This is a genomic window from Undibacterium sp. WLX3042 (assembly GCF_049544825.1).
Taxonomy (GTDB): Bacteria; Pseudomonadota; Gammaproteobacteria; order Burkholderiales; family Burkholderiaceae_D; genus Undibacterium.
In genome coordinates, this window is the sequence record NZ_CP186698.1 from 820,287 (window position 1) to 833,064 (window position 12,778).

The window sequence follows — 12,778 nt, forward strand, 5'->3', positions numbered from 1 at the left end:
ACTTATGTTTCATATTAAATCGCTGGAACTGGTGCACTGGGATTACTGGCAGCGCATCAAAAATATTCCTCTCGACGCCAAGATCATTACGATTGCCGGACAAAACGGTTCCGGCAAAACCACCTTGCTCGATGCCTTGCGCACCTTGTTCGGGCTCGAATGTTCTATGGGACGCTCCTACAAACACTATGCGCGCCATTCCGGCCAGCAAACTGCCTGGATACGCGCAGTAGTCGATAACAGCGCGGTGGGTCCGCAGATTTCAAATCGCCCTTTCCGCATGTCCGGTTTGTACGAAGATGAAGTCACACTGTTCTGCAAAATAGAAAAAAACGGTGGCGACTGGAAGCGTCAGTATCTGATGCGCGGCGGTAAAGTCGAGATCGAGGAAGTGATCGAAGCGCACGACTGGCTGGGCGTGGAAAGCTACCGAAAGCGCTTATCCCATGCAGGTTTGTCGAATGCGATGGGCAAGGTATTGGCACTCGAACAGGGCGAAACTGACAAGCTGTGCGAATACGCCCCGCGTCAGTTACTCGATCTGGTGTTTCAGGTTTTTGGTGACAAAGAAGTGCTGGATGCTTACGACGATGCGAAGCGTCATCAGCATGATACTGAAGTTGAATTGCAGCGGTTTGAAACTGAACTCGAAGCTGCAAAGGCGAATCTGGAAGGTTTACGTCTGAAGGTCGCCAATTACCATCAGTACGAAAGTTTACTGAAAGAAAAGCGTGATCTGCAGGAAGAAATTCTGCCGACACTGCAATATCATGAAGCACTGGAAAAAGCCGCTGCCACCAGCCAGTCGCTGCGCGCCGGTAAACGTCTGCTGAAGACACAGGACGAAGCCCTGTCAGGCCGTCGGCAACATCTGGCGCAACAAGCGCATGAAGTGTCGGAAGCCAAACAAGTAGAAGCGGCGCTGGAAGCCGAAGAATCGGCGTTGCGTGAAAAACTGCAGCAAATCAATGCCAAACTGAAACCGCAGGAAAGTCTGCTCGAGCAAAAAAGCCGGTTACAAAAACTGGCCGCCGAAGCTGATGCCGATGTCGCCAACGTCGCCGACGACTTAGAGAAAAAAGAAGCCGAACTCTCGCGTCAGAAAGCGGAACGCGACGCGCTCAGCCAGCGCATCGCCAGCGAGATGGATACCATCGCTGCGCTGCAAGGAAAATCAGCACTGCCCGACCCGGAAAACGTACGCCAGATGCGCCGTGCTCTGAACGACGCGGGCATCGCACATTGCATGTTGCCTGATATTGTCGAAGTCACCGACCCGCAATGGCAAGGCGCGGTAGAGGGAATGTTGCGCGGCTATACCTCAGTGATACTGCTCGATAAAGCCAGCGATGCCACAGCGGCCTACCGCATTGGTGAGAAACAAAAATACAGCCACTTCATCGTGCCTGAGCGTGTCAGCGCTCCCGTCGTCAAAGATCAGAGCCTGCTGTCCGTCGTGAATTTCACCGCGCAGGCACCTGCCTGGCTGATAGAACAATTACAGCGTGTCACCACCGTCGCATCTATCGAAGCAGGCATGAAATTGCCGCGTTCGCAAGAATGGATCACGCCCGATGCCTATCATTTTGAACGACGTGGCGGACGCTCGCTGTTTGTTGACGTATCGCGCTATCGTTTCGGTAACGCCGGTCGTACTCAGCGTCTGGAAGCATTGCTGAAATCGCTGCCGCGCCTGCAATCGCAGGAAGACGTGCTGACCATGAACATCAGCAAACTAGCCGGTGAAATCAGCGCGTATAAAGCGCGTCTGGCAGGTGTCGATGCAGCGAAAGAACTCAGTGCGCGTCACGCCGAATTTGAAGAAGCACAGCGCAATACGCAACCGTTGAAACAACAGCGTATCGAAGTCGGCAGCCGCTTAGGTGAAATCGCACCGCTGCTGAAAGCAGCAACCGAGCAACGCTCTGTCGCGCATCTGAAATGGGAACAAGCCAAGGCCGCCATCGCTGATGCCGAAGCACAATTGCGTGTATCAGAAAAGCGTCACGCCGAAGAGCGCGCCGCGCAATACGAAACCCTGCGCAGCATGCGCGATACCTGGCATACGCTGCCGCCCAACTGGAAGCGCGCTTCACACCGGCGTGAACTGGTGGCGGAACACGAAAACGTCCATCAGATCGAATTACGACTGCGCAGCCTCAGCAATAATCTGGCGCGCGATGACTGGGAAACCGACTCCACTGTGGTGGATCAGTACACCCGTCTGAACACCTTGCTGCAAGGCCGCCAGGCAGAAACCGATGAGCGCCGATATCAGAATAACCGGGCGATCGAGGCCACCATCAATGCCCGCGCCGCCTACATGGACAGACTGCGTTACACCATTAAGGCGTACAGCAAAAATATCCGCCAGCTCGGCGAGCTGGCCGGTATTGAAGTGCATACCGATCCGGTGAAGCTGGAGAACGATGATATTCAGCTGGCACAGGCCGGTTTGCATGTGCGTTTCAAATTCGATGGCAAAGGCCCTATCGGTATGAATGACGGTGAAGCCTCCGGCGGCCAGCAAGTCATGAAATCACTGATTCTACTGATCGGTCTGCTGAAATCGGAAGACGGTTCCGGCGGCTTCGTTTTCATTGATGAACCGTTTGCCCATCTGGATATCCGTAATATTCAGCTGGTTGGCGAGTTCCTGAAAAATACCGATGCACAATATCTGATGACGACACCATTGACGCATAACACCGATGTCTATGACCCATCAGAACTGACGCTGATCACCAGCAAAAAGAAAAAAGACAGCGAATGGGCGCAGCCGATTTTTGTGCTGCAAAGGAAAGTCGAAAAGCTGAAAGATGCAAGATAAGAAAGCATGTGCAGGCTGGCGGACACTGGCTTGCATCGCTATTTCGGTCTGACTCTGACGTAATACGCATCTATAAAAAACCGGTCAGTAGCAAGCATGCTGCTGACCGGTTTTTTTAAGAGAGTCAGAAAATTACATACTGGAATGCGGATGCAGATGCAGACGCTGATCGTTGGCTTCAAGCTTCCCCTGACAATCGATACACCGCTCTGCGGTCGGTTCAGCTTCTAAACGTGCAAACGGAATAGTTGCACCGCATTCGCTGCAGATATCAGCAACATTTTCATTGAGTCGCGCCCGCGCCCGCTGTAATGCCTGCCACTCTGTGTGGTGATGCAGGAATTGCGCCATTTCATCGGCATTGAGTGCATCGTTCGTCAGGCGATCGCCCTCGCCCGATTGTATCTGCAGACTTTCCGGATTATGTTGCCGCAGCTCCTCTTGTATATTTTGCTGCAAGCTATCCAGTTTTTCTTTTAAGCTGTTTTGTTGTGCGCTGTTGAGACTCATATTTTCTCCCTTAATTCAATCACCTGCCAGATATACAGATTAACCTGGCCAAGACCACACCGTCTTGATCAAAAGCAACTCGGGTACTGCCAGCTTCTACCCTGAGCGGATATAACACCGTGACGACTGCGTTACGGCCCTGATCGCATTGTGCATCCTGTCTGTATCACTCCTTACCTGAATCATTTTGCGGTAGTCCGCAGCTTAAAACAAGATGATCAAGTTCAGCATAAAAGACGGATATTCCGGCTTAAGTTACCATACCTCAGCAGATAACGGCAACGCATGGTCTCAGGCGGCAGGATTCATACTCAGCGGAGCGTAAATAACACCCCGTCAGCAGCTCGGCATGAAATAATGATGCGATATGCTTTTATTCCTTAGTCAGACTACCGGACGTATCCCGGTAGTCTGTTTTCGTTAACCTCAACAACATCACAACATGAAACTAATGAAGCCCGCCTTGCTTACTATGCGCCCCATGCGCAGACTGTTTTTACTTACTTGTCTCGTTGCAACCAGCAGCCTGGCAACATTGCCTGCAATCGCCGCAGAAAAGTCTGCGCAACCAAAACTGGTGGTGGTGCTGGTGGTTGACGGTTTACCGCAAGAGCAAGTCACGCGTTATCGTGATCAGTTCGGACAAGGCGGATTCCGCCGTCTGCTGGATCAGGGAGCATGGTTCAGCAATGCCCATCAGGCGCATGGCGTGACGGTCACCGCGGTTGGTCACGCTGCCGTACTGACGGGTGCATACCCGTATCAGCACGGCATCATCTCGAATGACTGGACAGATACGAAAACACTGGAATCGATGTACTGCACGCAAGACAATGCGCACAGCTATATCGGCGATGAAACCAAACCCGGCGCGGGTACCTCACCTGCTAATTTACGCGCCAGTACTGTCGGCGACGAATTGCGCTATGCGACCGGTAACCGGGCGAAAGTGATCACGGTATCCGGCAAGGATCGCGGTGCGATTCTGCTCGCCGGCAAAGCGGGTACGGCGTATATGTATATGGGCAAATCGGGTAATTTCGCCAGCAGCACTTACTATATGCAAAGCCACCCGCAGTGGGTGCAGCAATACCATGCCAGTAAGCCTCAGGACAGATTCTATGGCAAAGAATGGCGTCCCTTACTTGCCGATGCATCTTATGCAGGTGATGCCAGCGATGATCTGATTGCTGACGAAAAAAATCGTTTTCCGTTTAAATATGAAAGCAAATCCGGCAAACCGGATGCGGAATATTACGGCAAGCTGTACACCGGTCCTTATCTCGATGAAATGACACTGGACTTTGCCCGTGCTGCGGTGGAAGGCGAAAATCTGGGCCGCAATCCTGCCGGAGTGCCAGATGTGCTGGGCGTCAGCTTATCCAGCCATGATTACGTGAACCATAGCTTCGGCCCTGAAAGCCGGATGTCGCACGATCATTTGCAGCGACTCGATCGTCTGCTGGCGAATTTTTTCAGCTATCTGGATAAACGTGTTGGTCTTGATAACACCATGGTCGTGCTGACTGCTGATCATGGTTTCCCGAATGTGCCGGAATTCTCTCAATCCATCAAACGAGATGCACAGCGTCTCGATGGTAAGCAAATGTCTGCCGCATTGAGTAAGCATCTGGCAGAAAAATTCGGGCAGGAAAACCTGGTCAGAAAATGGTCGCCGCCAAATGTGATTCTGGATTACGCTCTGATGGAGCAAAAGAATCTGAAACGGGAAGAAGTAGAAAACACCGCCGCACGTTTCTTGTTGAATTACCCTGGCGTCGCCAATGCATTTACCCGCACGCAACTGGAAAACGGCAATCTGCCCGCTACCCGTATCGGTACCCTGATGCAACGCGCGTGGAACCGTCAGGTATCCGGTGACATTATGGTGGTCATCAAACCTTTCTGGTATTTCAGCAGCGGTAAGCAAGGTACTTCGCATGGTTCCCCTTACTCGTATGACACGAATGTGCCGCTGATGATCATGGGCAAACCATGGATTAAAGCCGGTGCTTACGGTCAGTATGCCGAGGTCATGGATATTGCACCGACACTCGCGCACCTGCTGCGTGTGCGTCCGCCATCAGCTGCCGAAGGCCGTGTGCTGACAGAAGCACTGCAGTGATCTGATTAATGCAATTAGAAAAAAGCCGCATGAAAATCATGCGGCTTTTTTATTTCAGTAGCCTGACTTGTTGCTTCAGGCTTTGCGGTAGTTGTTCAGCATTTTGTAGTTCTTCGCATACAGCGCAAACAGTAAGGCCGCGAGTAAGGCAAAACCGGCGAAGAAGAACATCTGAAATGCCGTCACACTAATGCCTGTCGTTTTGATCTGCTCAGTCACTGCTGTGCTTTTCACACTGGAATTAGCCAGCAAGACCCATAAGTTACCTATCGTCACGGACAGATTCCAGAAACTCATGATCACGCCTTTCATTGCCAGCGGTGCCTGACTATAAGCAAATTCCAGACCGGTCGCAGATACCAGCACTTCACCAAAAGTCAGCAAAGCATACGGCAAGATTTGCCATGTGATATCGATCGAATTGCCGCCATCAATCGCCAGTTGCATAAAGCCGACGACAATCCATGCCAGCCCGGAAAATGCGATACCCAGTCCCATACGGCGCAGGGCAGTCAGCTCAACGCCCACACGCTTGAGCATAGGGTACAGAATCAGGTTATTGAATGGAATCAGCAGCATCACCAGCATAGGGTTTAATGCCTGCATCTGTGAGGACTGGAACCATGATGGTTTCGTCATCAGATCGGCCTGCAATACCCAGGTTGAGGCTTTCTGATCAAACAAAGACCAGAACGGTGTCACCAGTGCAAACACCACCAGAATACGCAACACAGAACGCACACCATCGACTGCCTCATCAGGATGCGCTCCTCGCGCGCGATCCAGTTGCATCCATGCGCCTATACCGCCGAATCCCAGCATTAACACGAGCACCAGACACAATGCGGCAACGATGCCGATAGCTGGAATCAGGAACAGCGAGCCAACTGCCAGCAACGCTCCCAGCCATGCTATCAGCGTGCCGCTATTCGATTGGCCTGCAACTTTGGTCGTCAGCGCAGTACGCACGACATTCAGGAAAGAATGCGGGTCTTTTGAGACCGGTGGCACATGCACATATTTTTTGCGGCCAGACCAAAAAATCATGGTCGCGATGAACATCAGCGCACCGGGAATACCGAAGGCGACGCTGGCACCCAGTTGCTTGAGGAACAGCGGCATCAGCAGCGAAGCGAAGAAGGAACCGAAATTGATGATCCAGTAAAAACCATCGAATACTTTTTGCGCCAGCTTGCGATTGGTCTGGTCAAACTGATCGCCGACAAACGAGGTCACCAGTGGTTTAATCCCGCCGGAACCGAGCGCGATCAAAAACAGGCCGGTATAAAAACCATTGCGGTTATCCTCGAATATCGCCAGGCAGGCGTGTCCTGCGCAATACACGAGACTGAGCCAGAACACGGTATTGTATTTACCGAAGTAACGGTCAGCGAGCCAGCCACCCAGCAAAGGGAAAAAATAAACGCCGATCACGAAGGTATGAAAGACTTCTTTTGCCATGCCTGCACGCATGTTTTCCGGCATCGATAATAACAGGCTGGTAATCAGAAACGAGGTCAGGATGTTGCGCATGCCATAAAAGCTGAAACGTTCGCAGCCTTCATTCGCGATAATGTAGGGAATTTGTGGCGGCATTTTCGCTTGTTCAGCGTGCCCGGTATTTTGCGTCATCGACCTCTCCAGTTTCATTGTTGTTGTGTTGAACAATAAGAAAACGGCCCTTGGTAAAGGCCGTCTGTAAAAAACATTTTATCCTGCTGTATTGTTGTCCTAAATAGCGGACGAAGTATCCGGATTTGCCGGTATCACGTCAAGCTGAAGAGACGTCAGCAAGAAGGTAAAGCCCTGACTTGCCGAGGACAGCAGAATAATTTTTCGTATTATTTTTTGCCTTTTATTTTGCGCCAGATACGGAATGGCAGGCGGAAAATAAAGCGGACAAACGTCACGGTGAAAATTGCCTCCAGCAAGGTCAGCACAAATGCCACTGCCGTATTCCAGCGTTCATCGCGACGGTGGAATTTCGCCACCATGCGGTCGCTGTTGATTTCTATACTGTCATAGAAAGTCGGCACCACCAGCAAGGTCAGCAACGTCGAGGTGATCGTACCGCCGATAATCGCGATCGCTAACGGACGGTAAAACTCGCCGCCTTCCCCCAGACCGATAGCGACTGGCAACATGCCAGCAATCAAAGCAAATGTCGTCATCAGAATCGGCCGCAGACGTTTTCGCCCGGCATACATCAGCGCTTCTTCGCGATCGAAACCTTCACGCTCACGTTCACGCGCGCAGTCCAGCAGCAGAATCGCATTCTTCGCCACCAACCCCATCAGCATGATGATGCCGATAAAACTCATCAGATTGAGTGTGCCTTTGGTCAGCAACAGCGCCACCACCACACCGATCAGACTCAGAGGTAAAGACAGCATCACCGCAATCGGTGCCGTGAATGAGCCGAACTGCATGACGAGAATCAGGTACATGAGACCGATGCCCATCACCAATGCAATCCCCATCTCGCTGAACAATTCTTTCTGCGAGCGGGCTGCGCCGCCGAGTTCGAGGGCATAGCCGGAAGGGAAACTCATCGCTTTGGCGATTTTCAGCGCATCGGCAGTCACTTCACCAGCGGAACGCCCCTGCACGTTGGCCGACACCGCAATCATGCGTTTGCCGTCGTAATGCTGAATCTGCGATGGCCCTTTGCCCATCGTGATTTTCGCAATCTGCTCCAGCGGCACCATCTTGTCGCTGCCGGTGACAGAGATCGGCAGTCGTTCGATGTTTTCCAGATTGACGCGATCACCCGGTTGCAAACGCACAGACACATCGCGCGTTTCGCCGGTAGGATCAACCCAGTCGCCAACTTCCACACCGGCAAACGCGACCCGCAATGCCTGCGCCGCATCGTTCACAGAAATACCCAGGGTATTCGCCAGTCCGCGATCCATTTCTATCTGTAATTCATCTTTCGGTTCTTGCTCAGATAAACCGACGTCAACTGCACCTTCCACTTTTCTGAGCTTGTCCATGAATTCATTGGCGATCGCCAACAGCTTGCGCGCATCCGGGCCTGAGAACTGTATCTGCACCGGTTTACCGCCGCCGTTGTTCAGATCATCCTGCACCACGTATTCGGCACCGATGATGTTACCGACGAGTTTGCGTAATTCAACAGCAATCTCTGCCGCAGAACGTTTGCGTTCCGTGCTTTTGCCAATATCGACATAGACGCGGCCACCACTCAGATTGACTGTACTGTTGGTTGCCTTGGTTTCTTTGATCGTGCGTGCGAGCTCTGCTGATTTTTCAACTTTCAGACGCGAGTATTCCAGACTGGAACTCGAAGGCGTGCGCACGTTCACAATCAGCATACCGTTGTCCGCTGCCGGTAAAAAGCTGGAACCGCCCAGCGTGGCATGCAAGATAATCGCAACAACGAAAGAGACACCCGCAATCACCGCCATCCAGACGCGATGATGCAAGGCCCACGCAATCACGTTACCGTAACGGTCTGACTGATGATCGAACCATTGATTGAACTTTGCCAGAACCAGACTGATCCCTTTTTTGGGCTTTTCATGATGTCCCGGTGGATCGCCCCAGTACGCCGACAACATAGGATCGAGCGTAAAGGAAATAAACAGACTGACCAGCACGGAAGATGCGACAGTCAGCGCAAACGGCCGGAACCACTCTCCGGAAACGCCGGGCATAAACGCGACAGGAATAAAAACAGCGATGATAGAAAACGTCGTCGCTGCAACGGCCAGACCAATTTCTTTCGTCCCGTTACTTGCAGCAGTACGTCTGTCCACCCCCATTTCCATATGCCGGACGATGTTTTCACGCACGACAATCGCATCATCAATCAGCACACCGATCGCCAGCGATAATCCCAGCAAAGTCATGAAGTTTAGAGTGAAGCCGGATAACCAGATCGCAATAAATGCTGCCACAACCGAGGTCGGCAGACTCAGCGCGGTAATCAGCGTTGATCGCCAGGAATTAAGGAACACATACACTACGAAAATCGTCAGCACCGCACCGAAAATCAATGATTCGATGACGTTATTCAGACTGCTTTCAGCATCCTTACCGCCGTCCTGCGTGATTTCCATTTTGGTACCGGCTGGCAGCGTCTTATTGATTTCATCCACCATGCTGCGAATACGTTTAGCTACCGATACCGTACTCGCATCGCGTGAACGGGTCACCGAAATACCGACGTTAGGATTGCCATTACGGACACTGAAACCGCTGATTTCAGCAAAGCCATCGGCGATATCAGCGACCTGTGCCAGACGGATGATTTCACTGCCACGACGTTTTATCACGATCGCCTTAAAATCTTCCGGCGACTCTATCCTGCCGATCAGACGTATGCTTTGTTCGTTGAGTTCACCTTTAACTTTACCTACCGGCGCGGTCGTATTCTGACTCTTTAGGGCGTTCACGACTTCTGCTACCGACACATTGTATTCACGCAGTTTCTGCGAATGCAGCAAGACACTCAGCTCGCGCTTGAGCGAACCATTGACAGTGACTGTTGCAACACCGTCTATGCCACGGAATTTTTCAGAAAATTCATCTTCGGCCTTGCGTGAAATCTCGGCATGCGTCAGCGTGCTGGAAGACAAAGCAATCTGCATGATGGGTTGTGCCGACGGATCTACTCTTTGCAACACCGGCTCGCGCATTTCCACCGGCAGTTTGTAGCGGACGCCGGCAATCGCGTTTCTCACCTCATCCGAGGCTTCCACCATGTTCTTGTTGAAGTTAAAGAAGATAACGATACTTGCGCTGCCTTCATAAGCAGTTGAGGTCAGTTTATCGACACCGGTGATACTCTGCAAAGATTTTTCTATGCGGTTAATCACTTCCCTTTCCACGGTTTCCGGAGACGCACCCGGATACGGCACGCTGACCACCAGCAAGGGCTGATCGACATCCGGAATCTGATTCACCTTGAGTTTTTTCAGGGCGAGTAAGCCCAGCGCCATCAATGCAATGATGATGACGATCATCGCTATCGGGCGTTTGATACTGAAATCGGATAAAAACATGGTTTATTTCCCCGCAGCTGCGGACGCTGCAGCAGGAGTGACTGCAACCGGAGTATTTTTAGGAACAGAAGCCACCATCTGCACTTTTTGTCCGTCTTTCAAGGTCGATAGCGGATTGCTGACCACCTTATCGCCATTCTGCAGGCCGCTGCGTACCACAAAATCGCCCCGACGCGGATCACGTTCACCGATACTGACACTGACTTTATTCAGAACACCGTCCTTAACGCGCCATGCGTAAGCCTTATCACCATCACGTACCAGCGCAGACCCCGGAATCATCAGCGTTTCTGTCGATGCGGCCTCTATCATGCCTTCCGCAAACAAACCCGATACGCGTGGCTGTTCGCCCTCGCCTAGGGTCACCAGCACCTCGACCTGGCGTGTCGTTGCGTTCGCCGCTAAATCGACGCGCTTCACTTTTCCTCTGAATTCCTGATTGCCATAGCCATTGACGCGGAAAGAGACTGCCTGCCCGATCTTGACGCTGGTGACTTTATCCGCCGACACCAATCCTTCAAAACGCATGCTGGTCGGATCGATGACTTTCACCAGTTCCTTACCGATTTGCGCGGTATCACCAGCCGACACTTTACGTTCGCTGACTACGCCATCAAACGGTGCGCGGACTTCGGTGCGTTGTAATTGCTGACGTGCCTGCACTGTGCGCGCCTTTGCGGCAACCAGATCGCTCTGCGTATTATTGCGGCGGATTTCGGCATCTTCGAGTTGTTGTGCCGACGCCATGCCAGATGCCCTGAGAGTTTTCAGGCGCTGCAACTGACGCTCGGCCTGATCAAACGTCTGCACCGCAGCGCGCTCGGCTTCCTGCGCAGAATGGAGGCTGTCTTTGATCGACGTGTCGTCCAGCCGCACCAGCGTATCACCACGCTTGACGGTTTCGCCATTCTCTTTCAGCACCTGCAAAACAACCGAAGAAATTTCCGAACGCAGATCGGCTTTACGTTCCGGCTGAATCGAGCCGGTAATCACGGGGCCGGAAGACAGTGCGTTACTCTGTACCGTCGATAAATCCTCATTCGTCACCATCAGAGGTTTCTCGGCAGCCGCAGAGGCACTGGCCTTGGTCTGGTCGTCGCTCTTTTTGAACTTGCTGCAGCCAGTGAGGGCAAGCGCAATACTTAATACAATCAGACTGGGTCGCAACATAAGAAATCTCCGGAATACTCTCATTTTAAGAAGGCAGCTTAGACTGAAACTAAAGAAAAAAGGTTCAACGATTAAACCTGTCATGCAGAACATCGCAACACATGGGGCAGATCTGACTGAATCCGGAAAATCCGAGGCGACGCCTGGATCGGAGACAAAGACCAGATACAAGCAACAGGGGTCAGCATCAACGCCACGGCCCGGGAAAAATCCAGGCAATCACAATATTGTCAGTCAGTTTTTTAACATCCCGCGAATCACACTTGCATTCAATAAATGCGTAGTGAGGGATAGAAGCTGGCAGTATCCATGAGTCGTAAAGCTCTTGTCAATCAGACATTGCGTGTATGAAATAAGCGAAGCACAAGCCTTTGTACGGCTTGCTTTTCCCCTGCAAGTCCGGTAGGCTCCGGCCTCCTTTGCTTTTCCGTATTTGTTGTGCCAGCCTTTGTCAAATCTGCTCAAACTGCATCCCCGGCATCTCCTGCCGCCACCGTCACTGCTGCATCAGTCACCCCCGCTGCGACCGTTCTGATTGCCACCGATGTCTTTGGTATCACCCCTGCGGTACAGAGTCTGGTACGTCAGCTCTCAGTCAACGCCCTCATCATCAGCCCGTTTCAGGATACGGAACGCCAGTTCCGTTCCGAGCAAGACGCATACCAGGCATTCATTGCAGAAGGCGGCGTCGCCCGCTATACAGAAAAACTTAATGCGATCCTGCAACAACGGAGCGGTCTGAAACACGCGATTGGTTTCAGTGCCGGCGCCAGTGCCTTGTGGATCAGCAGCCAGCACGAATTCGTGCGTTCATTACAGAACATGGTGCTGTTTTATGGTTCACGGATACGCGACCACCGTGAAATACGCCCCGTCTGTCCGGTACGCCTGATTTTTGCGGAGCAGGAAGCCGCTTTTGATCCGGCAGGACTGGTCAGCGATCTGCGCCAGCGCGGTCATACGGCAGAACTCGCCAAAGCAACCCGGCATGGTTTCATGAATGCGTATTCCAGAGGTTGCTGCGTCAAATCGCAAACCCGATACTCCGCTGAATTATTCGCGCTGCTGCATCCGGCATCGGGTCAAGCCGCCGCCTGATTTCGCCTTATTTCA

Annotated in this window: 7 protein-coding genes; 3 read left to right on the top strand and 4 right to left on the bottom strand. The window is 52.2% G+C overall.

Annotation, left to right across the window (positions count from 1 at the left end):
• Positions 1–4 precede the first annotated feature (4 nt).
• Positions 5–2,830 carry an ATP-binding protein gene (locus ACPAOP_RS03720; RefSeq protein WP_423681258.1) on the top strand — a complete coding sequence of 942 codons (2,826 nt, stop codon included), beginning with the start codon at positions 5–7 and terminating at the stop codon, positions 2,828–2,830.
• A 132-nt stretch (positions 2,831–2,962) separates the two neighbouring features.
• Here ACPAOP_RS03720 and ACPAOP_RS03725 read toward each other — a convergent pair whose 3' ends face one another.
• The gene (locus tag ACPAOP_RS03725; protein ID WP_423709386.1) at positions 2,963–3,340 is read right to left on the bottom strand and encodes a TraR/DksA family transcriptional regulator; all 378 of its coding nucleotides are present in this window, start codon (positions 3,338–3,340) and stop codon (positions 2,963–2,965) included.
• A gap of 442 nt (positions 3,341–3,782) precedes the next feature.
• Between ACPAOP_RS03725 and ACPAOP_RS03730 the strand changes: the two genes are divergently transcribed.
• Positions 3,783–5,465, top strand: a complete 1,683-nt coding sequence (locus tag ACPAOP_RS03730) for an alkaline phosphatase family protein (RefSeq protein ID WP_423709387.1) — start codon at positions 3,783–3,785, stop codon at positions 5,463–5,465.
• A 75-nt stretch (positions 5,466–5,540) separates the two neighbouring features.
• On the opposite strand, the gene ACPAOP_RS03735 is transcribed toward ACPAOP_RS03730, so the two are convergent.
• The 3 genes from ACPAOP_RS03735 to ACPAOP_RS03745 form a co-directional block, all read right to left on the bottom strand.
• The gene (locus tag ACPAOP_RS03735) at positions 5,541–7,097 is read right to left on the bottom strand and encodes an oligopeptide:H+ symporter (RefSeq protein WP_423709388.1); all 1,557 of its coding nucleotides are present in this window, start codon (positions 7,095–7,097) and stop codon (positions 5,541–5,543) included.
• A gap of 209 nt (positions 7,098–7,306) precedes the next feature.
• Positions 7,307–10,495, bottom strand: a complete 3,189-nt coding sequence (locus tag ACPAOP_RS03740; RefSeq protein WP_423681264.1) for an efflux RND transporter permease subunit — start codon at positions 10,493–10,495, stop codon at positions 7,307–7,309.
• 3 nt (positions 10,496–10,498) lie between these two features.
• Positions 10,499–11,665, bottom strand: coding sequence for an efflux RND transporter periplasmic adaptor subunit (locus ACPAOP_RS03745; protein ID WP_423709389.1), 1,167 nt, complete (start codon positions 11,663–11,665; stop codon positions 10,499–10,501).
• A 438-nt stretch (positions 11,666–12,103) separates the two neighbouring features.
• On the opposite strand from ACPAOP_RS03745, the gene ACPAOP_RS03750 reads away from it, so the two are divergent.
• Positions 12,104–12,763, top strand: coding sequence for a hypothetical protein (locus ACPAOP_RS03750; protein ID WP_423709390.1), 660 nt, complete (start codon positions 12,104–12,106; stop codon positions 12,761–12,763).
• The last annotated feature ends 15 nt before the right edge of the window (positions 12,764–12,778 follow it).

Bases quoted from the DNA above. Each gene is read 5' to 3' on its own strand.
- ACPAOP_RS03735 (WP_423709388.1), bottom strand. From the start codon at position 7,097: ATGACGCAAAATACCGGGCACGCTGAACAAGCGAAAATGCCGCCACAA.
- ACPAOP_RS03725 (WP_423709386.1), bottom strand. From the start codon at position 3,340: ATGAGTCTCAACAGCGCACAACAAAACAGCTTAAAAGAAAAACTGGAT.
- ACPAOP_RS03745 (WP_423709389.1), bottom strand. From the start codon at position 11,665: ATGTTGCGACCCAGTCTGATTGTATTAAGTATTGCGCTTGCCCTCACT.
- ACPAOP_RS03730 (WP_423709387.1), top strand. From the start codon at position 3,783: ATGAAACTAATGAAGCCCGCCTTGCTTACTATGCGCCCCATGCGCAGA.
- ACPAOP_RS03720 (WP_423681258.1), top strand. From the start codon at position 5: ATGTTTCATATTAAATCGCTGGAACTGGTGCACTGGGATTACTGGCAG.
- ACPAOP_RS03740 (WP_423681264.1), bottom strand. From the start codon at position 10,495: ATGTTTTTATCCGATTTCAGTATCAAACGCCCGATAGCGATGATCGTC.